Annotated in this window: 24 protein-coding genes, 1 pseudogene and 1 riboswitch; of the genes and pseudogenes, 7 read left to right on the top strand and 18 right to left on the bottom strand. The window is 70.6% G+C overall.

Features of this window, described 5'->3' with window-relative positions; genetic code table 11:
- Positions 1–37: 37 nt before the first annotated feature.
- The 6 genes from ABD374_RS26945 to ABD374_RS26970 all read right to left on the bottom strand — a co-directional run bounded on the left by ABD374_RS26945 (position 38) and on the right by ABD374_RS26970 (position 6882).
- Positions 38–1192, bottom strand: a complete 1155-nt coding sequence (locus ABD374_RS26945; RefSeq protein WP_344498334.1) for a glycosyltransferase family 4 protein — start codon at positions 1190–1192, stop codon at positions 38–40.
- An 87-nt stretch (positions 1193–1279) separates the two neighbouring features.
- The gene (locus ABD374_RS26950) at positions 1280–2524 is read right to left on the bottom strand and encodes a hypothetical protein (RefSeq protein ID WP_344498336.1); all 1245 of its coding nucleotides are present in this window, start codon (positions 2522–2524) and stop codon (positions 1280–1282) included.
- A 57-nt stretch (positions 2525–2581) separates the two neighbouring features.
- A complete protein-coding gene (locus ABD374_RS26955) occupies positions 2582–3649 on the bottom strand; it encodes a C40 family peptidase (RefSeq protein WP_344498338.1) in 1068 nt (355 codons plus the stop codon).
- A gap of 251 nt (positions 3650–3900) precedes the next feature.
- On the bottom strand, positions 3901–4938 hold the full coding sequence (locus ABD374_RS26960; RefSeq protein WP_344498340.1) for a C40 family peptidase: 1038 nt from the start codon (positions 4936–4938) through the stop codon (positions 3901–3903).
- A 305-nt stretch (positions 4939–5243) separates the two neighbouring features.
- A complete protein-coding gene (locus ABD374_RS26965) occupies positions 5244–6605 on the bottom strand; it encodes an NYN domain-containing protein (RefSeq protein WP_425577363.1) in 1362 nt (453 codons plus the stop codon).
- 34 nt (positions 6606–6639) lie between these two features.
- Complete coding sequence (locus ABD374_RS26970; RefSeq protein ID WP_344498342.1) at positions 6640–6882, bottom strand: hypothetical protein; 243 nt, start codon at positions 6880–6882, stop codon at positions 6640–6642.
- A 146-nt stretch (positions 6883–7028) separates the two neighbouring features.
- Between ABD374_RS26970 and ABD374_RS26975 the strand changes: the two genes are divergently transcribed.
- The 3 genes and pseudogenes from ABD374_RS26975 to ABD374_RS26990 all read left to right on the top strand — a co-directional run.
- A complete protein-coding gene (locus tag ABD374_RS26975) occupies positions 7029–7739 on the top strand; it encodes a rhomboid family intramembrane serine protease (protein ID WP_344498344.1) in 711 nt (236 codons plus the stop codon).
- Entirely contained in the window at positions 7736–8017 is a 282-nt protein-coding gene (locus tag ABD374_RS26980; protein ID WP_005318592.1) for an Lrp/AsnC family transcriptional regulator, read from the top strand. Before ABD374_RS26975 ends, ABD374_RS26980 begins: the two co-directional genes overlap by 4 nt.
- A gap of 320 nt (positions 8018–8337) precedes the next feature.
- Positions 8338–8646, top strand: a pseudogene (locus ABD374_RS26990) (glycerate kinase); the annotation flags it as partial.
- Here the strand turns inward: ABD374_RS26990 and ABD374_RS26995 are convergent.
- The 6 genes from ABD374_RS26995 to ctaE form a co-directional block, all read right to left on the bottom strand.
- The gene (locus tag ABD374_RS26995) at positions 8607–10007 is read right to left on the bottom strand and encodes an aminotransferase class V-fold PLP-dependent enzyme (protein ID WP_344498346.1); all 1401 of its coding nucleotides are present in this window, start codon (positions 10005–10007) and stop codon (positions 8607–8609) included. The pseudogene ABD374_RS26990 and the gene ABD374_RS26995 sit on opposite strands and share 40 nt — an antisense overlap.
- 159 nt (positions 10008–10166) lie before the next feature.
- A riboswitch (SAM riboswitch) is annotated at positions 10167–10283 on the bottom strand.
- A gap of 85 nt (positions 10284–10368) precedes the next feature.
- Positions 10369–11433 carry an anthranilate phosphoribosyltransferase gene (trpD, locus tag ABD374_RS27000; RefSeq protein WP_344498348.1) on the bottom strand — a complete coding sequence of 355 codons (1065 nt, stop codon included), beginning with the start codon at positions 11431–11433 and terminating at the stop codon, positions 10369–10371.
- Positions 11434–11576: 143 nt separating this feature from the next.
- Positions 11577–13229 carry a cytochrome bc1 complex cytochrome b subunit gene (gene qcrB, locus ABD374_RS27005; RefSeq protein ID WP_344498350.1) on the bottom strand — a complete coding sequence of 551 codons (1653 nt, stop codon included), beginning with the start codon at positions 13227–13229 and terminating at the stop codon, positions 11577–11579.
- Positions 13226–14278 (bottom strand): cytochrome bc1 complex Rieske iron-sulfur subunit, encoded by a 1053-nt coding sequence (qcrA, locus tag ABD374_RS27010; RefSeq protein WP_344498352.1) that lies wholly within the window; start codon positions 14276–14278, stop codon positions 13226–13228. Before qcrA ends, qcrB begins: the two co-directional genes overlap by 4 nt.
- Positions 14275–15084 carry a cytochrome bc1 complex diheme cytochrome c subunit gene (gene qcrC, locus ABD374_RS27015; RefSeq protein WP_344498354.1) on the bottom strand — a complete coding sequence of 270 codons (810 nt, stop codon included), beginning with the start codon at positions 15082–15084 and terminating at the stop codon, positions 14275–14277. Before qcrC ends, qcrA begins: the two co-directional genes overlap by 4 nt.
- 66 nt (positions 15085–15150) lie before the next feature.
- Positions 15151–15771, bottom strand: coding sequence for an aa3-type cytochrome oxidase subunit III (ctaE, locus tag ABD374_RS27020; RefSeq protein WP_344498356.1), 621 nt, complete (start codon positions 15769–15771; stop codon positions 15151–15153).
- Positions 15772–15976: 205 nt separating this feature from the next.
- Here ctaE and ABD374_RS27025 point away from each other — a divergent pair, with 205 nt between their 5' ends.
- The gene (locus tag ABD374_RS27025; protein ID WP_344498358.1) at positions 15977–16372 is read left to right on the top strand and encodes a DNA-binding transcriptional response regulator; all 396 of its coding nucleotides are present in this window, start codon (positions 15977–15979) and stop codon (positions 16370–16372) included.
- A gap of 16 nt (positions 16373–16388) precedes the next feature.
- Here ABD374_RS27025 and ABD374_RS27030 read toward each other — a convergent pair whose 3' ends face one another.
- The 4 genes from ABD374_RS27030 to ctaC form a co-directional block, all read right to left on the bottom strand.
- The gene (locus ABD374_RS27030; protein WP_344498360.1) at positions 16389–17651 is read right to left on the bottom strand and encodes a L,D-transpeptidase; all 1263 of its coding nucleotides are present in this window, start codon (positions 17649–17651) and stop codon (positions 16389–16391) included.
- A gap of 144 nt (positions 17652–17795) precedes the next feature.
- Positions 17796–18194 (bottom strand): cytochrome c oxidase subunit 4, encoded by a 399-nt coding sequence (locus ABD374_RS27035; protein WP_344498362.1) that lies wholly within the window; start codon positions 18192–18194, stop codon positions 17796–17798.
- On the bottom strand, positions 18191–19927 hold the full coding sequence (gene ctaD, locus ABD374_RS27040; protein ID WP_344498364.1) for an aa3-type cytochrome oxidase subunit I: 1737 nt from the start codon (positions 19925–19927) through the stop codon (positions 18191–18193). The genes ABD374_RS27035 and ctaD overlap by 4 nt, the downstream gene beginning before the upstream one ends.
- On the bottom strand, positions 19924–20892 hold the full coding sequence (gene ctaC / locus ABD374_RS27045; protein ID WP_344498366.1) for an aa3-type cytochrome oxidase subunit II: 969 nt from the start codon (positions 20890–20892) through the stop codon (positions 19924–19926). Before ctaC ends, ctaD begins: the two co-directional genes overlap by 4 nt.
- Positions 20893–21164: 272 nt before the next feature.
- Between ctaC and ABD374_RS27050 the strand changes: the two genes are divergently transcribed.
- A complete protein-coding gene (locus ABD374_RS27050) occupies positions 21165–22550 on the top strand; it encodes a cysteine desulfurase/sulfurtransferase TusA family protein (RefSeq protein ID WP_344498368.1) in 1386 nt (461 codons plus the stop codon).
- Between the two features lie 94 nt (positions 22551–22644).
- Here the strand turns inward: ABD374_RS27050 and ABD374_RS27055 are convergent, their stop codons facing one another.
- Positions 22645–23619: a carbohydrate kinase family protein gene (locus ABD374_RS27055; RefSeq protein ID WP_344498370.1), complete on the bottom strand. Its 975-nt coding sequence runs from the start codon at positions 23617–23619 to the stop codon at positions 22645–22647.
- A 179-nt stretch (positions 23620–23798) separates the two neighbouring features.
- Here ABD374_RS27055 and ABD374_RS27060 point away from each other — a divergent pair, with 179 nt between their 5' ends.
- Entirely contained in the window at positions 23799–24008 is a 210-nt protein-coding gene (locus ABD374_RS27060) for a hypothetical protein (RefSeq protein WP_344498372.1), read from the top strand.
- A gap of 121 nt (positions 24009–24129) precedes the next feature.
- Positions 24130–25590: a hypothetical protein gene (locus tag ABD374_RS27065; protein WP_344498374.1), complete on the top strand. Its 1461-nt coding sequence runs from the start codon at positions 24130–24132 to the stop codon at positions 25588–25590.
- Between the two features lie 126 nt (positions 25591–25716).
- Here the strand turns inward: ABD374_RS27065 and ABD374_RS27070 are convergent, their stop codons facing one another.
- Positions 25717–26073 (bottom strand): iron-sulfur cluster assembly accessory protein, encoded by a 357-nt coding sequence (locus tag ABD374_RS27070; protein ID WP_344498376.1) that lies wholly within the window; start codon positions 26071–26073, stop codon positions 25717–25719.
- Positions 26074–26163 lie beyond the last annotated feature (90 nt).

Consider the following 26163-nt stretch of genomic DNA (forward strand, 5'->3'; position numbering starts at 1 on the left):
GGGGCCGCTGCCGTCCCCCGCGAGGCCCGCGCGGGCGTCAGAGCAGCGTCCTGAGCTTCTCCGCGAGCAGGTCCCAGCGCCACTTCTCCTCGACCCATTCGCGGCCCCGCTCCCCCATCCGGTGCCGCAGCTCGGGGTCCTGGAGAAGCGGGACGATCCGGTCGGCCGACTCGGCGGCGGCGACGGCGGCCGGCCCGCCGCGCACCACCCACCCGGTCTCCCCGTCGAGTACGGCGTCGGGCGCCCCGCCCGAGTCGCCCGCCACCACCGGCAGTCCGGTCGCCGACGCCTCCAGGTAGACGATGCCGAGCCCTTCGACGTCGAGCCCGCCCCGGCGCGTACGGCACGGCATCGCGAAGACGTCGCCCGCGCCGAAGTGCGCCGGCAGCTCCGCCCAGGGCACGGGTCCCGTGAAGCGGACGGAGTCCGCGACGCCCGTCTTGGCAGCCAGTTCCCTCAGCTCCCCGGCGTACGGTCCGCCGCCGACGACCAGCAGCACCGCGTCCGGCACCTCGCGCAGGATCCGGGGCATCGCCAGGATCAGCGTGTCCTGGCCCTTGCGCGGCACCAGGCGGGACACGCACACCACCACGGGCCGGCCGGCGAGCCCGAGCCGCTCACGGACCGCGTCGCCGCCGGAACCGGGGTGGAAGGTCTTCTCGTCGACGCCGGGCGGCAGCTGGACCATGCGCGCGGCGGCCTCGGGCGTGAGCGCGGCCGCGATCCGCGAGCGGGTGTACTCGCCGAGATAGGTGATCGTGTCCGTGTCCCCGCCGATCCTGCGCAGCAGCTGCCGGGAGGCGGGCAGCTGGGCCCAGCCCGCCTCGTGGCCGTGCGTGGTGGCGACGATCCGCTCCGCGCCCGCCCTGCGCAGGGCGGGCGCCATCAGCCCGAGCGGCGCGGCCGCCCCGAACCACACGGATCCGCAGCCGTGTTCGCGCAGCAGCCCGACCGCGCGCCGGGTGACGCGCGGCGTCGGCAGCAGCATGGTCGTCCGGTCGCGTACGACGGTGAACGGCTGCTCGGCGTCGAAGGCCGCGGTGGCCGCCGCACCCTCGCCGCCGCGCTTCCAGGTGGAGGCGTAGACGACGAGCTGCTCGGGGTCCAGGCGCAGCGCCATGTTGTGCAGGAACGCCTGGATGCCGCCGGGGCGGGGCGGGAAGTCGTTGGTCACGATCAAGGTCTTGTGCATCGCCGCCGACAGTACCGAACGGCCCGGCCCGCCGGCGCGACAGGCCGGGCACCGCGCCCTGCAGAGCCCTCCCCCCACCCGCCCCGGCTACGCGAGCCGCTCCCGCACGTACGCGCGCCACCGCACCGTGAAGTCCTCCGGGGTCGTGCCCAGCACCTCGTGCATCGCCTTCTCAACCGCGCCCTCGCGCCGCCCGTGCCCGCCGACCGCCCGGTAGAAGGCCGTCAGCTTCTCCTCGCCCCACTCCTGCGCGATCAGCGCACAGGCCAGCCAGCCGCCCTCGTACGAGCGTGCCAGCGTGTCCGCGTCCATGCCCGCATCCGCGCCGAAGCGGAACTCCCGGTCCGTCGGGAGCGCGGCGGGCAGCTCCTTCTTCCGCACCGCCCGCCGGAGTTCCGGGGCGGCCTCGCTCGCGGTGCGTCCGGTCCCCCGGTACGCCGCCCAGTCGGCGAAGCCCTCCGAGAGCCACATCGGGGTGGCGACCGAGGTGTCGGCACGGGTGGCGACATGGGCGGCCTCGTGGGTGAGGACGATCTGCTGCCCGAAGTCGCCGAGCAGCGCGTACGCCTCGGGGTTGACGATCACCCGGTCCGCGGGGGCGGCGCCCGGGCCGCCCGTCTCCCCGGTGGTGACGGCCGCGATGCCCCGGTACCCGGCCGCCGGAGCGCCGAGCAGCGAGCCCATGGAGTCGAGCGAGGGGGGCACCAGGACCACCAGGCGCCGCGCCCACCGGCCCGGCCAGGCCCGGTCCGCCGCCGGCACCGCGCGGTCGGCGGCTTCCGCCACGGCGCGCAGCCGCCGCTCGCCCTGGCCCGCGCCGAGGACCAGGCTGTGTGCACCGCGTACGACGGTGACCTCCCCCTGCTCCCAGAGCTGACGCCCGCCGCGGTCCGGGTGCTCGGCGGCGACGTACCAGCGTCCGTCGCGCCGGACCAGATCGAGCCGTCCGGCCGCCTTCATGGGCGCCTCGTCGTACCCGTCGAACCGGTAGCGCAGCTCGACCTCGGCGGTGGCGCGTCCGGCGCTCGTGCGGTCGAGGCCGGTCAGCCGGTACTCCCAGGAGCGCAGCGGCACCTGCGCGAGGTTCGCGAACTCCCTGCGCTCCGCCGCCCGCAGGCTCGCCGCCGCCGGGTCGAGGACGGCGAGATACGCGCTCTCGTCACGGTCGACGACGGCCGCCGCCCTGCGGTCCAGCGTCCGCTGGACGTCCCGGGCCGCGGTGTCCGCCGGCTCCCCCGGGGGCGCGCACCCGGGCGCGAGCAGGAGCGCGGCGAGGAGCGCCACGGGCTCCGCCCACCGCTGCCGCCGAGTCCCGCGCCGCCGTTCCGCCACCCGGCCGATCGTACGGGCCCCGGCGCGCGGCCGGGTCCGACCCGGGTCGGACCCGGGTCAGACCCGGGTCACCGACGAGACGGGCATCATGCCGACCGGGTCGTAGCGCACCGGGGCGCCGGGGTAGGGCGCGTGCACCACCTGGCCGTTGCCCATGTACATCCCGATGTGGCTCGCGTCGTCGCGGTACGCCACGAGGTCGCCGGGCTGCGCCTGGTCGAGGGGGACCTGCCGTCCGGCGTACCGCTGCGCCTGCGAGGTGCGCGGCAGGGAGACGCCCGCCTGCGCGTACGACCACTGGGTGAGGCCCGAGCAGTCGAAGCCGGACGGGCCGTTGGCGCCCCAGATGTACGGCTTTCCCACAGCCTGCCGCGCGGCCGACACGGCCGCCGAGGCGCGCGACGAGGCGGGGGCCCCCGCCTCCCCCGCCGCCTCGGCCGGCACGGCCGTGGGCGGCGTCCCGTCGCGGCCGGAACGGGACGCCCGGTCGTCGAACTCCTCGCGCTCGGCGGACGACAGCGAGTTGAGCAGCCGCCGCGCCTCGGCGAGCTTGCGCTCCACGGTGCGCTTGTGGCGGGCGACGGCGGCCCGGCTGCGCTCCAGTTCACCGAGGGCGGCGGAGGTCTCCGCGCGTTCCTGGCTCAGCTCGCGCTGCGCGGACCGCAGTTCGGTCAGGGCGGCGGCCTGACGGGCGCTGACGCGGCCGAGCGCCGCGGCCTTGGAGAGGTAGCTGTCGGGGTCCTCGGTCAGCAGCAGGGCGAGGGCCGGGTCCATGCCGCCCTCCCGGTACTGGGCGCCCGCGATCGCACCGAGCGCGCCCCGCATGCGGTTGATGCGCTCCTGACCGCGCGCTGCCTCGCCCCGGGCCCGGTCGACCTGTTCGCGCAGCCGGTCCGCGCGCTCGTCGGCCTCGTTGAACCTCTCGGTGGCCTGCTCGGCCTGCTCGAAGAGCCGGTCGACCCGCGCCTGGGTGACCGTGGTGGCGGCCGAGGAGGTGTCGTGGGGGTCGGCGCTCGCCGCCGGGGCGCCGAACGCTGCCGCCGCCGTGGCCGCGGCAGCGGACAGAACTGTGGCCCGGGCGCTCTGTGTGAGGCCGGACTGTGAGGGACGCCGGTGGGTCGCCACAGGAAGCCGCACTCCCTTCCGCTGCGTGCAGCCCCCTGCCGCCCGGGCGGGCGGACCGATGGACCGGGGAGCTGCGCGTGCAGACAGTAGCGGTGCGATCACGCGGTGACCAAAGACCTCGCCGGGCACAGACAGTGACGCCCCGCCGGAGAACCAGGTCACCGGCGGGGCGGACAGTCAGCGGACGTCACCGGAATTCCCTCGAACGGGCGGTGTGGCGACGGCCTTCAGCCTTCGTCGGGTATGCGCTGTCAGATGCGCACGCCGAACTGGAAGGTGCCCAGGTACTCCATCGCCTCGTAGCGGACCGAGGTGCCCGGGTAAGGAGCGTGCAGCACCTGCCCGTTGCCGGCGTAGAGCCCCACGTGGGAGAGGTTGCTGAAGAACACCAGGTCGCCGGGCTTGAGCTCACCGCGGCCGATCTTGGTGCCGTCGTTGTGCTGCGTGTAGGTGGTCCGGGTGATGGAGACACCGGCCTGGGCGTACGCCCACTGGGTGAGCCCGGAGCAGTCGTACGAGCTGGGGCCGGATCCGCCGGAGACGTACGGCTTGCCGATCTGGGTGGCGGCGGCGGCCAGTGCTGCGGCGCCGCGTCCGGAAGCGGCCTGCTCCTTGCCCAGCTCCACCCGGTCGCCGACCGCGCGGCTGGCGCGCTGCTCCTTCTCCCGCTCCTTCTCCCGCATCTCCTCCCGCTCCTCGGCGGTGAGCGTGTTGAGAAGGCGCTGGGCCTCGGCGAGCTTGCCCTGGAACTTCTGCTTCTTGTCGCCGAGTTCCTTGCGTACGTCCTCGAGGTCGGCGAGCTTGTCGGTCGCCTCGGCGCGCTGCTGCGCGAGGGTGCGCTGCTTCGCCTGGATCTTCTCCAGCGACTCGGCCTGCTTGGCGCTCAACTGGTCGATCGCGCCGGCCTTGTCGAGGTAGCTGTCCGGGTCGGCGGAGAGGAAGAGCTGCACGGAGGGGTCGATGCCGCCCGAGCGGTACTGCGCGCTGGCCACCGAACCGAGCTGGCTGCGCAGGTCGTTGAGGTCGTCCTGACCGCGGGCGACCTTGTCCTGGAGGTTGTCGACCTCGTCCTTGAGCTTGTCCTGCCGCTCCTTGGACTGGTTGTACTTCTCCGTGGCCACCTCGGCCTCGTGGTACAGCTTGTCGACCTTGGCCTTGACCTCGCTCTTGGACGGCTTGGGGTCGGCCTGGGCGGTCTGGGACGTGAGAGCGACGGCTGCGGCTGCGGTCGCTGTGAGCACAGTCACACGAGTGCGGCTCGGCTGCTTGGGACGACGGTGGGACGCCACGAAGGCGAGCTCCTTCTTCCTCGAGCCGCCTACCGGGGCGGGGGACGTCGTCCCCGGCTCCACGATTCGGTTCCCCCGCGGAACTTGGACCGAATTGCATGGACTCGGCGGTGCCTTCGCTGCCGCCCCGGGTGGGCGATCAACCGTGCGAAGGTTCGAGGGCAGACCTTAGTGACCTTCTTGTGATCAGATCAAATCCCAAGAGCTAAAAACTCACCCACCGGTCACAATATTTACTTACACCACACGCGCAGTAATGACCACTTGACGTTACGTTTCCTCAATTCGGGCATTGCGCCGAGAAGTTATGAGACGCGCGAAAGCCGCTTCAGCAGCAAGGCGGACGCGACCGGCCTCGCCCCCGCCTTCGCGACCCCGTCGGCCACTTCGCGGTCGGTGGAGGCCACCACCACGGGCCGCCCCGGCGGCTCCGCCCGTACGAGCTGTCTGATGAGCTCGTCGGCGGTCACCCCCGGCTTGCTGAACAGCACGCGGACGCCGCGCGGCGGCGCGAGCAGCACCGGCGCCACCAGTTCCGCCCCGTCGAAGACGCACGTCACCTCGGCGCCCGTCTGCGCCGCGAGCATCGACAGGCCGCCCAGGAGCCGCAACCGCTGCTTGTCCAGCGGCATCTGCGGATAGCCGGTCTTGGTGACGTTGTAGCCGTCCACGACCAGATGGCACTGCGGCAGCTCCAGCAGCTGGTCGAGCAGGGCGGGGTCGGTCTCGGAGAGCGCCCTCGCCGCGATGTCCTTGGGGGTCATACGGCCCGGCTCGACGGCCTCCACCGTGTCGGCGGGGTGCACGGAGGCCGGCGGCAGGGCCAGTTCGCGGCGCAGCCCCTGGGCGGCGTCCAGCACCGTGTCGAGCAGCAGCCGCACCCGCATGTCCTCCATGCTGCGCCCCTCGCGCACCGCCCTGCGGCTCGACTCGACGGCCGCCTCCGCCTCGCCGAGCCGGGCCCGGAGCCGCCGCGCCTCGCTCTCGGCGGCGGTCACCTGGGCGGCGGTCTCGGACTTGAGCGCCTCGGTCTCGGCGTTCGTACGGCGCAGGGCGGCCTCGCCGCGCTTCACGTCGCTCAGCGCGCTGCGCAGTTTGCGGTGGAGTACGTCGGTTTCCTTGCGGGCGGCCTCCAGCTCCGTGCGGAGCCGCTCGGTCTCGCTCTTCGTCTGCTCGCGCGCCTGCGCGAGCTCCTGGCGCAGCCGCTCCAGCTCGCGCTGGGCGGCCTCTTCGGCGCGCTCGGCGTCCGCCCGCAGAGCCTCCTCGCCCGCGGCCGCCACCAGCTTGACCCAGCCGACGGGGCGCAGCACGTACGCCGCGGCCGCCACGTCGGCGGGGTCGACGGCGGCCGGAGGGGCCCCGGACTCCAGCGCGCGGGCGAGCTCGGGCTGCGCCTCGCGCAGCCGCTCGCCGATGCGCCGGCGGAACAGCGGATCACCCTCCAGGGCCGCGGCCATCGCGTTGCCCGCGAACTTGGCGCGCCTGGTCGGGGTGAAGCGGGCGTACTGCCTCAGCTGGGACGGGAGTTCGGCGACGGTGAGCCCGCCGAAGGCGTCCGAGACCAGCGCGACGACCTTGTGCCGTACGCCTTCGGGCAGCGGGCGGTCGAGCACCTCTGCGGCGTCTCCGGCCGAATCGGCCGGTTCAGCGCCGCTTGCATGCTCCACGATCCGTCACCCCACTACTTCTCGGCCGGTCCTCTCAGGAGCCGGCACCCGGCCTGTCCACCAGTTCGATCCGGTCCACCGCGTTGCACCAGCGGCAGCGCACGGACTCGATGGTCTCACTGACCACCTCGCGTTCCTCGACCTTCGGCTCTCCGGCCAGGTCGAGGTGGACGTACTCGACCACCTTGGACGAGCGGGTCACGTCGAAACGCGTGAGGTTGCCGCACAGGGCGCAACGCCACCGGGTCCCGGCAGTCGGCAGGGGAACTGTCGTCATCGTGGGTCCACGTCCTCTTTCGTCGTGCCTACTGCCCGTAACCCTACGGCCTCACGGGTGCCCCGTGCGGCGGACGGTCCACCGTGCGGGACGGGGCCCGGCGAGGCGGTCTGCCCCGCCCGGTCCCGTTACGGGATGATCCGGGCATGATCAATTGGCGGAAAGCGGCCCGGGGACCCGTGGTGACGTACGGCGCCATCGGCCTCTGCTGCCTGGTCTTCGCCCTCGGTCCCCTCTCGGGACTCAATCCGGCCCACGGCACCGGCGACACGCTCCTCGCCGCGCAGAGCGCGTACTTCGAACGCTGGGGGGTGATCCCCAGCGAGCTGCTCAGCGGCACCCCGTCCGCGCTGGTCACTCCGCTCACCGCTCTGTTCGTGCACGGCAACTGGCTCCACCTGCTGGGCAACATGCTCTTCCTGTACGTCTTCGGGGTGATGGCCGAGGAACGGATGGGCCGCGTCCAGTTCGCCCTGTTCTCCGTGGGCGGCGGCTACCTCGCCCTGCTCGCGTACGCCGTCGCCCACGCCGGTTCCGACGAGACGCTGGTGGGGGCTTCGGGAGGGATCTCGGCGGTGCTCGGCGCGTTCCTCTTCCTCTTCCCCAGCGCCCGCGTCACCAGCCTGTTCCCCTTCCTCCTCTTCCTGCCGCTGCGCTTCCCCGCGTGGATCGTCCTGGTCTTCTGGTTCGTCCTGCAATGGCTGGCGGCGCGGAGCGCGGGCCCGGGTCCCGGGGTGGCGTACCTCGCGCACGTGGCGGGGTTCTGCGTGGGCTTCCTCTACGCCTGGGGGCGTTACCGGCGTACGGATAGAGTGAGGGCCCCAGCGTCGGCCACCCAGGGAGAAAGCCAACCGTGATCACCGCGATCGTGCTCATCAAGACCAGCGTGGACCGGATCCCCGAGATCGCGGAGTCGATCGCCGCGCTGGACAGCGTCAGCGAGGTCTTCTCCGTCACCGGTACGTACGACCTGATCGCCATGGTCCGCGTCGCCAAACACGACGACCTGGCGGACGTCATCCCCGGCCGGATCAGCAAGATCCCCGGCGTCGAGGGCACCGACACGCACGTCGCGTTCCGTACGTACTCGCAGCACGACCTGGAGGCGGCCTTCGCGATCGGTCTCGACGCGTAACGCCTCCGGCCTCCGGGCGCGCGCATGAAGGATTCTTCGTCCCGGCCTCATCCGGGCTCCACGCGCCTGCCCCACGACGGCGTCCATGGCTTTCCCCCACCGGCTGGCGACGCTCGCGGCCGTCCCCGCGATCCCGCTCGGCATCGCCGCGACCGGCTACGCCCTGACCGGCCGTCCCGAGCCGCCGAAGGTGCCGTCCAAGCTCGAGCTGGAGAGCACCGCTCCGGACACCCTGCCGTCCTCGTCCCGTACGACTCCGGGCACCACGCCCCGTACCACTGCTCCCGGCACCACTCCGGGCGACGCGGTCGTCCCGGGCCGCCGAGGGCGCCCTGGACCAGCAGACGCCGTGCGGCGAGATCCCGGCCGAAGTGGCCCGCCGCGCCAAGCTGTCGGACCGCCCGGTGCTCGCCCTGGCGGGCACGGCCGGGGAGGGCGCGCACGAGGTACGGCCGGCGGGCGTCGACGCGTACAGCTCGATCCTGCCCGCGCCGGTGTCACTGACCGAAGCGCTCGGGCGCGGCGGCGAGTTCCTCACCGACGCGGCCGAGCGGGCGCTGCGGATGGTCCCGACGGGAGCCCGGGCCGTTCAGACCGCCGGGACGCAGCGGCCTTCCTCGGTGCGGTAGTCCCACTTCGCGCCGTCCTCGACGAGTTCCCTGACGGCACGCAGGAACCGCTCCACATGCTCGTCGGGCGTACCGGCACCGAAGCTGACGCGGATCGCGTTCAGCGAGCGCTCCCCCGGCTCGGCCTCCGGCGCGCCGCACTCGCCCGGCTCCTGCGGTTCGCTGCCGAGCAGGGTGCGTACCAGCGGGTGGGCGCAGAACAGGCCGTCCCGTACGCCGATTCCGTACTCGGCGGAGAGCGCGGCGGCGAAGTGCGAGCTGTTCCAGCCCTCGACGACGAAGGAGATGACACCGACGCGCGGGGCGTCGTCCCCGAAGAGGGAGAGCACCCGGACCGCACCGACCCCGGCCAGCCCCTCCAGGACCTTCGTCACCAGTGCCTGCTCACGCTCGACGAGGGAGTCGAAGCCGGCCTCGGTGAGCGCCTTGCAGGCGGAGGCGATGGAGTACACGCCGATGACGTTGGGCGAACCGGCCTCGTGGCGGGCGGCCGTGGTGTGCCACTCGACGTCCACACCGCCGTCGGCGCGGCGGGCGACCGTGCGCGAGGCGCCGCCGCCCGCGAGGTACGGCTCGGCGCTCTGCAGCCAGTCGGCGCGTCCCGCGAGCACGCCGGAGCCGAACGGCGCGTACAGCTTGTGCCCGGAGAACGCGATCCAGTCGACGTCCAACTCCGCGATGTCCAGCGGGTGGTGGGGCGCGAGCTGCGCGGCGTCGAGCACGATCCGCGCACCGTGGGCGTGGGCGGCGGCCGCGAGCTCCTTGACCGGCCACAGCTCACCGGTGACGTTCGAGGCGCCGGTGACGCACACCAGGGCGGGACCATTGGGGCCTCCCCTGCTCGAGCGAAGCCGAGAGCCTGGGGAAGGGTCACGGGCGGCCAGCGCCCGCTCCAGGGTCTCGACGGCCTGGGCTGGAGTCCGGGGCGCGTCCAGGAAGGTGACCTCCGCGTCGCGCCAGGGCAGCAGCGAGGCGTGGTGCTCGGTCTCGAAGACGAACACCTGACAGCCGGCGGGAAGGGCCGCGGCCAGCAGGTTGAGCGAGTCGGTCGTGGACCGGGTGAAGACGACCTGGTCGCTCTCGCGGCAGCCGAGGAACTCGGCGACGGTGGCACGGCTGCTCTCGAAGAGGTCCGTCGACAGCTGCGAGAGGTAGCCGGCGCCGCGGTGCACACTGCCGTAGTACGGGGCGTACGCCGCCACGTCGTCCCACACGCGCTGGAGGGCCGGGGCGCTCGCCGCGTAGTCGAGGGCCGCGTAGGTGACCTCACCACCCGTCACGAGCGGCACGAGGACATCTCGCCCGAGGACGGGCAGAGGCGTACAAACGGTCTGGTCGGCGGCAGCGGTGGAGACAGACATGGCGAACTCCCGAAACAGGCAGGCGAATTCCCCGCGCCGGCGGATACACGGCAGCGCTGGAGAGGGAAAAGGGGGTGTGCGAGGAAGGGGCGAAAGGCCCTATCGCATTCGCTTGCTCACAAGAGGCTCCCTGAGAACCAGGACCCCAAGTCTTCGAGGGGTCCGCGCTTGCCGTAGACCTTTCTGTCTACGGCCTGGTCTTCACCCGGGGCACCCCGCCACGGACGGAGGGTTGCCGGACAGCAAGCCGGGGCCAAAACGCTGTCACTCATGACCTGCCAAGCATCTTGCCACACGATCAAGAACACGCAAGGCGTAGTCCGGAGTCTGGACTACGCCTCGCGTCACCCACCATGCGCACTCAGCTGTTGCTGGCAGCCACCCAGCGCTCCAGCGCCGCACGGGCCGCTCCCGAGTCGATCGACTCCGCCGCCTTGGCGATCCCCGCCGCGATCTGCTCCTCCAGGGACGTGCCGGTCGGGTCGAGGGCGACCAGCGCCGCCGCCGTGTTGAGCAGCACCGCCTCCCGGACGGGGCCGGTCTCCCCGGCCAGCAGCCGCCTCGCGACATCCGCGTTGTACGACGCGTCCGCGCCGCGCAGCGCCTCCACGGGCACGATCTCCAGGCCCACGTCGCGCGGGTCGAATGCCTGCTCCCGGACCGCCCCGTCCCGTACGACCCACACGCGCGAGGTCGCGGTGGTGGTCAGTTCGTCGAGGCCGTCGTCGCCCCGGAAGACCAGCGCGGAGTTCCCCCGTTCGGCGAGAACACCCGCCACGATGGGGGCCATCCGGGCGTCGGCGACACCGACCGCCTGCGCCTTCACCTGCGCCGGGTTCGTCAGCGGGCCGAGGATGTTGAACGTCGTCGGCGCGCCCAGCTCCTTGCGCGCCTTCGCGACGTACCGCAGGGCCGGGTGGAACTTCACCGCGAAGCAGAAGGTGATGCCCGCTTCCTCCGCGACCTCGGCGACACGCTTCGGCGTCAGCTCCAGGTTGACCCCGAGCTTCTCCAGCACGTCCGAGGCCCCGCTCGCGGACGAGGAGGCTCGGTTGCCGTGCTTGACGACCTTGGCCCCGGTGCCCGCGACGACGATCGCCGACATCGTGGAGATGTTGACCGTCTTGGCCAGGTCGCCGCCCGTACCCACGATGTCGACCGTACGGCCGGGCACCTCGATGGTGTTGGCGTGCGCGTACATGGCCCGTACCAGACCGGTGACCTCGTCGACCGTCTCGCCCTTGGCACGCAGCGCCACCGCGAAACCGGCGATCTGGGCGTCGGTCGCCTCGCCGCTCATGATGCGGTCCATGGCCCAGGCCGTGTCGTCCGCGGAGAGGTTCTCGCCGCGCAGCAGGGGGTTCAGCACGCCCGGCCAGGAGCCGGCCGCCACGCTGTCGCCGCCGACCGGGGTCACAACGTTCATGGTCCGCTCCAGGGTCCACAGCCAGTAAGGGTGCTTCCTACCCTATCCAGCCCCGGGGACAGCGAAGAGCCCCGTCCGACGCATGGACGGGGCTCTTGCTGTGGCGACCCGTGTCAGGTCGATCCGGTCGGAGACCAGGGGGATCAGTGGTGGCCGTGGCCGCTGGTGATCTCCTTGTACTCCTCGGCGGTCGGCTTGGGGATCTGGTTGCCCTCCCCGTAGTAACCCTTGCTGAGCTTGGCCCGGAGCTTCTGGCCGCGGGTCACCTTGCGCTCGACACCGTTCTCGTCGACCGACGGACCGATCTCGGCCGGCGTGTACTGCTCGTGCGCCGTGAGGCTGTAGAGCTGGTCCTGGCTGAGCGGCTCGTGGATCTCGACGAACTCGCCGTGCGGCAGCCGCTTGATGATGCCGGACTCACGTCCGTGCAGCACCTTGTCCGCGTCGCGCCGCTGCAGACCCATGCAGATCCGCTTGGTGACGATGAACGCGACGACCGGGCCGACGAAGAAGGCGATCCGGACGAACCAGGTGATCGCGTTGAGCGACATGTGGAAGTGGGTGGCGAAGATGTCGTTGCCACCACCCAGCAGCATGACCATGTAGCCGGTGACCCAGGCGACGCCGAGAGCGGTCCGGGTCGGCGCGTTGCGCGGCCGGTCCAGGAGGTGGTGCTCCCGCTTGTCGCCGGTGATCCACGACTCGATGAACGGGTAGACCGCGATCGCGACGAGCATCAGGCCGAAGAACACCAGCGGGATGAACACGCCCAGGACCAGCGTGTGGCCCCACAGGTTGATCTCCCAGCCCGGCATCACACGGATGAGACCCTCGGCGAAGCCCATGTACCAGTCGGGCTGGGCGCCGGTGGACACCTGGTCCGGACGGTACGGGCCGAGGGCCCACACCGGGTTGATGGTGAACATGCCGGCGATGGCCGCGATGACACCGAAGACCAGGAAGAAGAAGCCTCCGGCCTTGGCCATGTAGACCGGCAGCAGCGGCATGCCGACGACGTTCTTGTTCGTCCGGCCGGGGCCGGGGAACTGCGTGTGCTTGTGGTAGAAGACCAGGATCAGGTGCGCCACCACGAGGCCGAGCATGATGCCCGGCAGCAGCAGGATGTGGATCGAGTAGAACCGGGCCACCATGTCGTGGCCGGGGAACTCGCCGCCGAACAGGAACATCGAGATGTACGTGCCGACGACGGGCGTCGCCAGGATCGCGCCCTGCGTGAAGCGGACACCGGTGCCGGAGAGCAGGTCGTCCGGGAGCGAGTAACCGGTGAAACCGGTGAACATGCCCAGGACGAACAGCAGGAAGCCGAACAGCCAGTTGATCTCACGCGGCTTGCGGAACGCGCCGGTGAAGAAGACGCGCATCATGTGCACGAACATGCCGGCGATGAAGATGACGGCGGCCCAGTGGTGGATCTGCCGGATGAGCAGACCGCCGCGGACGTCGAAGCTGATCTCCAGGGTCGAGGCGTACGCCTCGGTCATCCGGATGCCGTGCATCGGCGCGTACGAGCCGTGGTACACGATCTCGTTCATGCTCGGGTGGAAGAACAGCGTCAGGTACACACCCGTGAGGATGATGATGATGAAGCTGTAGAGGCAGATCTCGCCCAGCATGAAGGACCAGTGGTCCGGGAAGATCTTCCGCATGTTGGCCTTGGCCAGCGAGTAGATCCCCAGCCGGCCGTCGGCCCAGTCGGCGACCCGCTCGCCCGCCGGGGCCTTCCGGTTGCCCGGCGCGTCGGCGCCCGGTGACTGTGTTGCGGTCGTGGTGCTCATCCGCGCTCCCAGAATGCAGGGCCGACGGGCTCGGCGAAGTCGCCGCGTGCCTCGAGGAAGCCCTCGTCATTCACGCCGATCCGCAGCTGCGGAAGGGCGTGACCGGCCGGGCCGAAGATGACGCGGGCGCCGTCGGAGAGGTCGAAGGTGGACTGGTGGCACGGGCAGAGGACGTGGTGCGTCTGCTGCTCGTACAGGGAGATCGGGCAGCCCACGTGGGTGCAGATCTTGGAGAAGGCCACGATGCCCTCGTGCGACCACTCCAGCTCGCGCTTGTCCTTGATGTCCTCCGGCTCGATCCGGACGATCATCAAGGCATCCTTGGCGATCTTGTTGTTGAACTCGTGGTCGTCCTCCTCCAGGCCCTCGGGCTTGGCGAAGGTGAGCGAGCCGATGACGACGTCCTCGGGACGCAGCGGCTCGTTCGTGTTCATGTTGATGAGCTGCTTGCCCTTGTCCCACGACGTGTGGAACAGCTTCTTCTCGGGCAGCGGGCCCAGCTCGCGCAACAGCACCACGCCGGAGAGCGGCACCATGGCCAGCGCGCCGAACATCGTGTTGCGGATCAGCGGGCGCCGGCCGATCACGGACTCCCGGGCACCGTCCGCGAAGTCGGCCATGACCTTGGCCTTGACCTCGGGCGTGGCCTCGATCGCGTGCCGCTCGTCGGCGACCTCCTGGTCGGACATCAGGGTGCGGGCCCAGTGGACCGCGCCCGCGCCGATGCAGAAGAGCGCGAGGCCCAGCGTCAGACCGAGCGACAGGTTCGTCGCGCTGACGTGGCCCAGCGGCCAGACGTACACGAGCTTGTCGACGGGGAACGCCACGAAGGAGGCGATGAAGCCGATCGTGGCCAGCATCGACAGCGTGAACAGGAGGGCGACCGTACGCTCGGAGCGCTTGGCGGCCCGCTCGTCGATGTCCTGGATGCGCGGCTTGTGGGGCGGCAGCCCCGGGTCCGCGAACGGATCCTCCGCCACGGCCACCGCGCCGTGCGCGGTCTCCTGCTCGCTCGGCAGGTTCTTCTCTGGAATCTCTTGGCTACTCATGACTTCTTGGCCTTAGCGGTGTGGGCCGCGACCCAGACGGCGACGGCGATCAGCGAACCCAGGCCGAAGATCCACCCGAACAGACCCTCGCTGACGGGGCCGAGGCCGCCCAGCGCGAAGCCACCGGGGGTCGGAGTCTCCTCGCCGTTCACCGTCTTGATGTACGCGATGATGTCCTTCTTCTCCTGCTCCGGCATGGTGGTGTCGGGGAAGGAGGGCATGTTCTGCGGGCCGGTCTGCATGGCCTCGTAGATGTGCTTCGGGCTCACGCCTTCGAGGCTCGGGGCGTACTTGCCGTTCGTCAGGGCACCGCCCTCGCCCGTGAAGTTGTGGCACTGGGCGCAGTTGGTACGGAACAGTTCGCCACCCTTGGCGATGTCCGCACCCTCAGGGTTGTACTGCTTCTCGGTCGGCGTGATCGGGCCGGCGCCGAGGGAAGCGATGTACGCGGCGAGCTGGTCGATCTCGGCCTGCGAGTAGACCTTCCTCTTCTCCGGCACCTGGGGGCCGGGCTGCTGCGCCGGCATACGGCCGGTGCCGACCTGGAAGTCCACTGCGGCCGAGCCGACGCCCACGAGGGTCGGGCCGTCGGTGGTGCCCTGACCGCCGGTGCCGTGGCAGCTGGAGCAGCCGACGGCGTACAGCTTCTTGCCCTCCTCGATGGCGAGGGACTGGGCGGTTTCATCGGCCTGTGCCTTGCTCGCGGGCGCGAACGCGGCGTACAGCCCCCCGGTGGCCGCCAGCGCGAGGAGTAGGACGACGACCGCCGCCAGCGGATGGCGTCGTCGTGCGGAGAGCTTTTTCACGGATTACCCCGGTGTCAGGATCTTCTGCGTCGATGGTGCTGGATATGAGGCGGGTACGGACCCGACCTACTTGATCATGTAGATCGTGGCGAAGAGGCCGATCCAGACGACATCGACGAAGTGCCAGTAGTAGGACACGACGATGGCGGCGGTTGCCTGCTCGTGGGTGAATCTCTTGGCCGCGTAGGTACGGCCGAGGACCAGCAGGAAGGCGATGAGTCCGCCCGTCACATGCAGTCCGTGGAAGCCGGTGGTCAGGTAGAACACCGAGCCGTACGGGTCGGACGAGAGCGAGAGGCCCTCGTGCTTGACCAGCTCGGTGTACTCGAAGACCTGGCCTCCGATGAAGATCGCACCCATCACGAACGTGAGAATGAACCACGCCCGGAGCTTCTTCACGTCGCCCCGCTCCGCGGCGAAGACGCCGAGCTGACAGGTGAGGGAGGAGAGCACCAGGATGGTGGTGTTCGTCGCCGAGAACGGGAAGTTCAGCGAAGACGCCATTTCCTTCCAGTGCTCGGGACCCGTCACCGATCGCAGGGTGAAGTACATCGCGAAGAGGGCCGCGAAGAACATCAGCTCGGAACTCAGCCAGATGATGGTTCCGACGCTGGTGAGGTTCGGTCGATTGACCGACGGGTGCGCGTGCCCGGTATCTACTGTCGTTGCTGTCGCCACGACCGACATTATGTCGGTCGCTTATCCCGCCCTCACTCCCGGGGGTGCCATTCGGTGTGTCCGGGCTCCCGGAAGGCTCTGCGGCCTGACCCGAACGGCCCACCGAAGGGGTGTCCGAACCCCTGCTGACAAGGTGTCGGACGGAGTAGCATCCGCGCATCGGTTCCTGATCCAACACCGAGCCTTCGAGGGCTTTCAGATGCATGGAGGAACAATGACCGCCACGGTCCTGGTCTACAGCGACGACGCGAACACCCGCGAACAGGTGCGGCTGGCAGCGGGTCGCAGGCCTGCCCCGGACGTGCCGCCGGTCGAGTTCCTGGAGTGCGCCACGCTGCCCGCCGTCCTCACGGCGCTGGACAGGGGCGGTGTCGACGTCTGCGTGCTGGACGGCGAGGCCACGCCCGCGGGCGGCATGGGCGTGTGCCGGCAGATCAAGGACGAGATCTTCAACTGCCCGCCCGTGCTGCTGCTGATCGGCCGCCCCCAGGACTCCTGGCTGGCCACCTGGAGCCGCGCGGAGAGCGCGGTGACCCTTCCGGTCGACCCCGTGGAGTTCCCGGGCGCCCTGGCCGCCCTGCTGCGCGGCAGGCGCACGGTCGAGGCGTGACACCCCGCGGGCCCCGTCAGACCTCCGGCCGCAGTCTGGCCGCGTCGACGGGGTTCCCGCCGTCCAGGGCGCCGGGCAGCAGGGCGCTGCCCCTGCGCCACTTGTCCCAGGACAGGTTCCAGTCGCCGAAACCGTTGCCGAAGGGGTCCATCATGTCGCCGGAGCTGTTGACCACCTTGACGATGTCGCCCTGGCGGACGGTCTTGTAGAACCACTCGGCGTTGTCGGTGCTCATGCCGGTGCAGCCGTGGCTGACGTTGGCGGACCCCTGCGAGCCGACGGACCAGGGCGCGGCATGGACGTACTCGCCGCTCCAGGTGACCCGCGTGGCGTAGTAGACGGGCAGGTCGTACGAGTCGGCCGTGCCCTCCGGGATGCCGACGGTCGTACCGCGCATCCGTACGAAGTACTCCTTGCCCAGCACGACCTTGACCCCGTTGCGGGTGGAGAAGCCGGGCTTGCCCGTGGTGACCGGAATGGTGTTGATCACTTTGCCGTTGCGCTTCACCGTCATCCGGTACGAGCCGGCGTCCGTGACGGCTTCGAGCCGGTCGCCGGTGGTGAACTGCACCTGCTTGGAGGGGCCGCCGTAGAGCCTGCCGGCGACCTTGAGGCCCTCCAGGGTGCTGCGCACCCTGACGGTGGCGTTGGCCGGCCAGTACTCCTTCGGGCGGTAGTGCAGGTTCTCGCTGTCCACCCAGTGCCAGGCGCCCTCCACCGCGGGCGTCGAGCCGACCTTCAGCGCGCGCTCGACGACCGCTCTGGCCGCCTCGCCCTCGACGGGGGCGCTGAGTTCGGCGGTGACCGGCTGGCCGACGCCGTACTTGCCCGGTTCGGGACCGAAGGTGACGGTCAGCCGCTTCTCGGCCGGGGCCTGCGCGGTCTCGAAGGAGAGCGTACGCAGGCCGGGGGCGCCGTCCGCGTCCTCGGTGCTGACCCTGACCGTGTAACGCGCCCCCGCGGCCAGGGGTACGGTGCTGTGCCAGCGTGCCCCGTCGGCGGAGAGTTCGCCCGCCAGATAGCGCCCCGCGGCGTCGGAAGCCGTGACGTCCGTGATCCGGCCGTCCCGGTCCCTGGCGGTGATCTCCAGGGGCTTCTCGGGATCGGCCTTCGCCGTGCCCGTCCCGGCGTTGAAGGAGACCTGGTCCGCAGCGTCGTACGGCACGGCGGAGAGCGGGTGGCCGTCGCCGGACCCGTCGCACGCCGTCCCGGCCGCCGCGAGGGAAGCGATCAGCAGAGAGCAGCTCAGGACCGTCCGGAATCGGGGTGCTTGGCTCATGATCACACATTAAGAACATTCATCACATTCAGCGAGTCCAATGGCGCAAACGAGGGGCCCGGTCACCTGAACTGCAGGTGAGCGGGCCCCTCGGGGGATGCTGCAAATGCCACGGACTACTGCGAATGCCGGGCCTGCCGCGGACTACTGGTTCTGGTTCTCACCGCGGTAGTACTCGAAGACCCAGCCGAAGAGGCCGATCAGGAGCAGCGGCAGCGAGAAGTACAGCAGCCACCAGCCCATGGCGACGGCCAGGAAGGCGAAGGCGCCACCGACGGCCAGCGAGAGCGGCTGCCAGCTGTGCGGGGCGAAGAACCCCACTTCACCGGCCTCGTCCGCCACGTCGGCCTCTTTGTTGTCCTGCGCCATGGCGTCGACACGCTTGGCCGTGAAGGCCAGGTAGTAGCCGATCATGATGCTCAGGCCGAAGGCCAGGAAGAGCGCCGTGGTTCCGGCGGGCTCCTTCGACCACAAGCCATAGACGATCGCCATGGCGAGGATGAAGACGCTCAGCCAGATGAACATCTTGCCCTGGATCTTCACTTGCCGACCTCCTTGCCGCCGAACAGCGCGGTGTCCTTCTGTCCGTGGTTCTCGAGCTGTTCGAGAGCGGCGATCTCAGGGTGGTGCAGGTCGAACGCCGGGGATTCGGAACGGATCCGCGGCAGCGTGATGAAGTTGTGCCGCGGGGGCGGGCAGGACGTCGCCCACTCCAGCGAACGGCCGTAACCCCAGGGGTCGTCGACCTCGATCTTCTTGCCGTACTTCGCGGTCTTCCAGACGTTGTAGAAGAACGGAAGCATGGACAGGCCCAGCAGGAACGAGGCGATCGTCGAGATCGTGTTCAGCAGGGTGAAGCCGTCGGCGGCGAGGTAGTCCGCGTAACGACGCGGCATACCCTCGGCACCGAGCCAGTGCTGCACCAGGAACGTGCCGTGGAAGCCCACGAACAGCGTCCAGAAGGTGATCTTGCCCAGGCGCTCGTCCAGCATCTTGCCCGTGAACTTCGGCCACCAGAAGTGGAAACCGGAGAACATCGCGAAGACCACGGTGCCGAAGATGACGTAGTGGAAGTGCGCGACGACGAAGTACGAGTCGGATACGTGGAAGTCCATCGGGGGCGAGGCCAGGATGACGCCGGTCAGACCACCGAAGGTGAAGGTGATCAGGAAGCCGACGGCCCAGAGCATCGGGGTCTCGAAGGACAGCGAGCCCTTCCACATGGTGCCGATCCAGTTGAAGAACTTCACACCGGTCGGTACCGCGATCAGGAAGGTCATGAACGAGAAGAACGGCAACAGCACGCCGCCCGTGACGTACATGTGGTGGGCCCACACCGTGACCGAGAGGCCGGCGATCGCGATCGTCGCACCGATAAGACCGATGTAACCGAACATCGGCTTGCGGCTGAAGACCGGAATGACTTCGGAAATGATTCCGAAGAACGGCAACGCGATGATGTAGACCTCTGGGTGGCCGAAGAACCAGAAGAGGTGCTGCCACAGGAGCGATCCGCCATTCGCGGCGTCGAAGATGTGCGCACCGAATTTACGGTCCGCCTCCAGCGCGAAGAGCGCGGCGGCAAGCACCGGGAAAGCGAGCAGGACCAGGACACCGGTCAGCAGCACGTTCCAGGTGAAGATCGGCATACGGAACATCGTCATGCCGGGTGCGCGCATGCAGATGATCGTGGTGATGAAGTTGACCGAACCGAGGATCGTGCCGAAGCCGGAGAAGGCCAGACCCATGATCCACATGTCGGCGCCGACGCCCGGCGAGCGGACCGCGTCCGACAGCGGGGCGTAGGCGAACCAGCCGAAGTCGGCGGCACCCTGCGGGGTGAGGAAGCCGGCCACGGCGATGATCGAGCCGAAGAGGTACAGCCAGTACGAGAACATGTTCAGCCGCGGGAACGCCACGTCGGGCGCGCCGATCTGCAACGGCATGATCCAGTTCGCGAATCCGGCGAACAGCGGCGTCGCGAACATCAGCAGCATGATCGTGCCGTGCATCGTGAACGCCTGGTTGAACTGCTCGTTCGACATGATCTGCGTGCCGGGACGGGCCAGTTCGGCGCGCATGAAGAGCGCCATGAGTCCGCCGACGCAGAAGAACACGAACGACGTGATCAGGTAGAGCGAACCGATGGTCTTGTGGTCAGTGGTGGTCAGCCACTTCACCACCACATTTCCCGGCTCCTTGCGCCGTACCGGCAGCTCGTTCTCGTACGAGTCCTCTGCTGCCGCGGCACCCTGGGGTTGGTTGAGGATGCTCACAGTTTGTTCGTCTCCGCATTCCTGGCCGGGTCGGTCTGGGCGATACCGGCCGGGATGTAGCCGGTCTGACCCTTCTCCGCCAGCTCCTTGAGGTGCTGCTGGTACCGCTCCGGGGAGACGACCTTCACGTTGAAGAGCATCCGGGAGTGGTCGACACCGCAGAGCTCGGCGCACTTGCCCATGAAGGTGCCCTCACGCGTGGGGGTCACCTCGAAGGCGTTGGTGTGGCCCGGGATGACGTCCTGCTTCATCAGGAACGGCACCACCCAGAAGGAGTGGATGACGTCGCGCGAAGTCAGAACGAAACGGACCTTCTCGCCCTTCGGCAGCCACAGGGTCGGACCCGGGTTGCCGTTCTGCGGGTTCCGCTCGCCCGGAGTGCCGACCGCGTAGACGCCTTCGGCGCCCGCGGGGAACTGGTCGCGGTAGCTGTTCGGGATGGCGTCGAGCTCCTTGGGGAGCTTCGCGCCCGTGGCGGCGTCGCCGTCCACGTTCTCGACGTAGTTGAAGCCCCAGCTCCACTGGAAGCCGACCACGTTGATGGTGTGGGCCGGCTTGTCCTCGAGCGCGAGGAGCTTCGACTCGTCGCGCGCGGTGAAGTAGAAGAGGACCGAGACGATGATGAGCGGGACCACGGTGTACAGCGCCTCGATGGGCATGTTGTACCGGGTCTGCGGAGGTACTTCGACCTTGGTGCGGCTACGCCGGTGGAAGAAGACGCTCCACAGGATCAGTCCCCACACCAGGACGCCCGTGACGAGCGCTGCCGCCCACGAGCCCTGCCAGAGGGAGAGAATCCTGGGAGCCTCTTCGGTGACCGGGGTAGGCATCCCGAGGCGGGGGAAGTCCTCCCATGTGTACGAGCAACCAGAGGCGGTCGCCAGGACCACGCCCGCGGTCAGCACCTGGAGCAGCTTCCGCCGCATCGGGCGCCGCGACGAGCGGTCGGAGCCGTTGGGACTCACGTAGCGCCTTCCCGAGAGTCTCGCCCGCGCGGTGGGTCGCGGCCGTCTCGCTGGTCGGTCGCCGGCCCTGACGCGGGCAGGGGTTTGGATGTTTATGCGGACCAAACCCTACTGGACGCTATTTGGGGTCGCGCGGGGAGGGTGCCCAACGCGCCGTACCCCTCCCCGAAGGGATGGCTTCTCGGTGGAATCACGGCCTCCGACCGTCTCCTGACGGCCATTTCCCTGGTGGCGGGGCACCGGCCCGCCAGAACGGCGATTAGCGTGGCGGCGTGCCCTACTTCGACGCCGCGTCCTCCGCCCCCCTGCACCCCGTCGCCCGGCAGGCCCTGCTGGCCTCGCTCGACGAGGGGTGGGCCGATCCCGCCCGCCTCTACCGCGAGGGGCGGCGCGCCAGGCTGCTGCTGGACGCGGCCCGCGAGGCGGCGGCGGAGGCCGTGGGGTGCCGCCCGGACGAGCTCGTGTTCACCTCTTCCGGCACCCGCGCGGTGCACTCCGGGATCTCCGGCGCGCTCGCCGGGCGTCGGCGTGTCGGCCGCCACCTGGTCGTCTCCGCCGTCGAGCACTCCTCCGTGCTCCATTCGGCCGCCGAGCACGAGGGCCGGGGCGGTACGACGACGGAGGTCCCGGTGGACCGGGCAGGCCGGGTGGCCCCCGGGGCGTACGCGCGGGCGCTGCGCGAGGACACCGCGCTGGCGTGCCTGCAGTCCGCCAATCACGAGGTCGGCACCGAGCAGCCGGTGGCCGAAATCGCACAGGAGTGCCGGGCGGTGGGTGTGCCGCTGCTGGTGGACGCGGCGCAGTCGCTGGGGTGGGGTCCGGTGGAAGGGGAGTGGTCGCTGCTGACCGCGAGCGCCCACAAGTGGGGCGGCCCCGCCGGGGTCGGGCTGCTGGCCGTACGCAAGGGGGTGCGGTTCGCCCCCCAAGGCCCCGCCGACGAGCGGGAGTCCGGGCGGGCGGCCGGTTTCGAGAATCTGCCGGCCGTCGTGGCGGCGGCCGCCTCGCTGCGGGCCGTACGGGCGGAGGCGGCCGGCGAGGCGGCCCGGCTGCGGACACTGGTGGAGCGGATCCGGGCCCGGGTGCCCGAGCTCGTACCGGACGTGGAGGTGGTCGGCGATCCGGTGCGGCGGCTGCCGCACCTGGTCACCTTCTCGTGCCTGTACGTCGACGGGGAGACGCTGCTGCACGAGCTGGACCGGGCAGGTTTCTCCGTATCGTCCGGTTCGTCCTGTACGAGCAGCACGCTCACCCCCAGCCATGTGCTGCGGGCGATGGGGGTACTGACGGAAGGCAACGTCCGGGTCTCGCTCCCGGCGGGGACGCAGGCGCAGGACGTGGACCGCTTCCTGGAGGCGCTGCCGGGTGCGGTGGCGGGGGTGCGGGAGCGGCTGGGGGCGCCGGTCGCACCGTCCGCCACCGAACAGCCGGACACGCCGTCGCTCGTCGTGGACTCGCTCGGCAAGCGGTGCCCGATCCCGGTGATCGAGCTGGCCAAGGTGATCGGCGACGTGCCGGTCGGCGGGACGGTGACGGTGCTGTCGGACGACGAGGCGGCGCGGCTGGACATTCCGGCGTGGTGCGGGATGCGGGGACAGGAGTACGTGGGCGAGCGGGCCGCGGAGCGGGGCGTGGCGTACGTGGTGCGGCGGCTCGCCTGACGGTGCGGGAAGGGACGGGCCCGCGACGCTCTCCGCCGCCCGCCCCTTCCCGCTGTGACACTTCGCGGCTCCGCCGCGCGGGGGTGCCTCGGGGTCAGGACAGGTGCACCCGGACCTCTTCCGCGGCCCCGTCGCCGTACGCCTTCGTGAAGCGGTCCATGAAGTTGGCGCGGCGCAGCGTGTACTCCTGGGTGCCGAGGGTCTCGATGACCAGGGTCGCCAGCATGCAGCCGACCTGCGCGGCGCGTTCGAGGCCGACGCCCCAGGCGAGGCCGGACAGGAATCCGGCACGGAAGGCGTCGCCGACACCGGTCGGGTCGACCTTGGCCTCCTCCTCCGGGCAGCCGACGGTCACCGGCTCCTCGCCGACGCGCTCGACGCGGACGCCGCGGGAGCCGAGCGTGGTGACGCGGTGGCCGACCCTGCCGAGGATCTCGGCGTCGGTCCAGCCGGTCTTGGACTCGATGAGCCCCTTCTCGTACTCGTTGGAGAAGAGGTACGTCGCGCCGTCGAGCAGCGTGCGGATGTCGTCGCCGGACATGCGGGCGATCTGCTGGGAGAAGTCCGCGGCGAACGGGATGGAGCGGGTCTTGCACTCCTCCGTGTGGCGGAGCATCGCCTCGGGGTCGTCCGCGCCGATCAGCACCAGGTCGAGGCCGCCGACGCGCTCGGCGACCGCCTGGAGCTCGATCTGGCGGGCCTCGCTCATCGCGCCCGTGTAGAAGGAGCCGATCTGGTTGTGGTCGGCGTCGGTGGTGCACACGAAGCGGGCCGTGTGCAGGACCTCGGAGATGCGCACCGAGCCGGTGTCCACCCCGTGCCGGTCGAGCCAGGCGCGGTACTCGTCGAAGTCCGAGCCGGCGGCGCCGACCAGGATCGGGTTGCCGCCGAGCTGGCCCATGCCGAAGCAGATGTTCGGGCCGACACCGCCCCGGCGTACGTCGAGGTTGTCGACGAGGAAGGAGAGCGAGACCGTGTGCAGCTGCTCCGCGACCAGCTGGTCGGCGAAGCGGCCGGGGAAGGTCATGAGGTGGTCGGTGGCGATGGAACCGGTGACTGCGATACGCACGGCGAGGACGCTCCTGCGGGCGAGGGGTGAGGACAGTTCACGCTACCCGGTCGTAGCCCTTTCGCACTAAGCGGCAAAACTACCCAATAGTAGGGCTTTTTTCCGTTGCCCGAGGTGCTTACGGTGCCCATGTCAGGGTCCGTGGACGTGCGGCCCCGAGAGCTACGGGAGTATCCCGCATGCACAAGCACAGCGTCACGGTGTCCGTCCGGGCCGAGCAGGACGGCGGCCTGGAGGAACTGCGCGGAGACTGCGCGCGGATGGTCCCGCACTGGACGGTGCCCGCGGCTCCCGCTCCGGTCCCCGTGCCGGCCTCCCTGATCCACGGGATCACCGTGCCGCCCGCCTCGGCGCGGCTGGTGGGCGGGATGTCCGAGTACGGCGGCTGAGTCCCGCTCCTGCGGCATACGGGGGAACCGTGCGCTCTTCCGTTCCGTCCCAGCGGTGTCCCCCGTAAACAGGGATACGACATACGGCACAGGACGGCCCAGCAGCCGAAGGAGCGATGCGGTGAACACCGAGCGACCGGAAGAGGACGCGGGCGGCGTCCGCGGGCGGCGTTCCCCGCTGGTGGCCGCCTCAGTGGCCGCGGCGGTGCTGCTGGCCGGGGGTGGCGCGGCGTACTGGGCGTCGACCGCATCGGGCGGCGGCACCGGGAGCGGCGTGGCGGCGGACGGCGGCACTCCGCCGCCGCTGAACCTCGACGGCCGTACGGGCGGCGGCGCTCCGGGCGTCGCACCCGGCGAGCCCGGTCCGAACGGCGGGGCGACCTACCGCGCGGCGGGGAAGCTGCCGGAGGGGCCCGGTTCCGCCCCGGTGTACCGGGCGTCGGGCACGGTCACCGAGGCCGAGGTGGCACGGCTGGCCGAAGCGCTCGGCGTATCGGGCACGCCGCGCGTGGAGGGCCCCGCCTGGAAGGCCGGCGTCACCAAGGACGGCTCGGGACCGGTGCTCCAGGTCAACAGGCAGGCGCCGGGCACCTGGACCTTCGCGCAGTACGGCCGGGGCGGCAGCGACAACTGCACCAAGCGCGAGAAGTGCTCCGGCACCTCCTACGCGCCCGGTGGCCAAGGGGCCGCGGTGAGCGAGAAAGCCGCGAAGCAGGCGGCGGCGCCCGTGCTGAAGGCGGTGGGCCAGGGCGACGCCGAGCTGGACGCACGCCAGCTGATGGGCGCGGTGCGGGTGGTGAACGCCGACCCGAAGGTGGGCGGGCTGCCGACGTACGGCTGGGCGACCGGGGTCCAGATCGGTGCCGACGGCCGCCCGGTGGGGGGCAGCGGGCAGCTGAAGAGCCCGACGAAGGGCGCCGAGTACCCGGTGATCAGCGCGGGTGAGGCGCTGGAGCAGCTGAACAGGGCCGGCGAGGGCGCCGGCAAGACCGGCATCGGCGGCTGCGCCACACCCGTGCCCCACGGGGCCGGGGGCCGCGCGGCCGGCGCCGAGGAGCCGTGCGGGACGGACGGCGGGCAGACGCCGGCCGCGCCGGAGCCCGTGACCGTGGGCAAGGCGGTCTTCGGGCTGTCGGCGCAGTACGTCGACGGGCGGCAGGCGCTCGTACCCTCGTGGCTCTTCGAGGTGAGGCCGGGAGGCGGCGCGCAGCCCTTCACCATCCCCCACCCCGCGGTCGATCCGGACTACCTGGCGGAGCCGTCCGCGCCGCCGTCGCCGCGTGAGAGCGCTCCGCCGGAGAGCGGCGAGCCCTCGGCGCCGGCCCGGCACGTCGAGTCGTACAGCGCCGACGGGCGCCAGCTGACCCTGCGCTTCTGGGGCGGGGTGTGCAGCGACTACGGCGCGAAGGCCAGCGAGGAGGACGGAGTGGTCAGGGTGAGGATCACCGAGACCAACCCGGACCCGGGGCGGGCCTGCATCATGATCGCCAAGGAGCTGACGAAGACCGTGACGCTCGACAGGCCGCTGGACGGCCGGAAGGTCGTGGACGCGCGGAGCGGCGAGACGGTGCCGCACACCTAGGCCCGTACGCCACGGAGCGCGGAGAAGCCACAGAGCGCGGAGAAGCCACAGAGCGCGGAGAAGGCGGCCGCCCCGGTCCGGGGGCGGCCGCCTTCTCCCACGCGCGGTTCGGACCGCGGTCCAGGTCTAGCTGAACGAGTCACCGCAGGCGCAGGAACCCGTGGCGTTCGGGTTGTCGATCGTGAAGCCCTGCTTCTCGATGGTGTCGACGAAGTCGATGGAGGCGCCGCCCAGGTACGGGGCGCTCATGCGGTCGGTGACGACCTTGACGCCGTCGAAGTCCTTGATGACGTCACCGTCGAGCGAGCGCTCGTCGAAGAAGAGCTGGTACCGCAGGCCGGAGCAGCCACCGGGCTGCACGGCGACGCGCAGCGCCAGGTCGTCCCGGCCTTCCTGGTCCAGCAGGGCCTTGACCTTGGCCGCGGCGGCGTCGGACAGGAGAATGCCGTCGCTCACGGTGGTCTTGTCGTCCTGAACGGACATCTACATCTCTCCCGGGTTGTACGGACTGCTTGCCGACGGTTGCAACCGGCGCGGCCGCGGATTCATTCCGGGTCCGAGCGCTTGCCTTCT

The sequence above is a fragment of the Streptomyces enissocaesilis genome, from assembly GCF_039533765.1.
GTDB lineage: Bacteria > Actinomycetota > Actinomycetes > Streptomycetales > Streptomycetaceae > Streptomyces > Streptomyces enissocaesilis.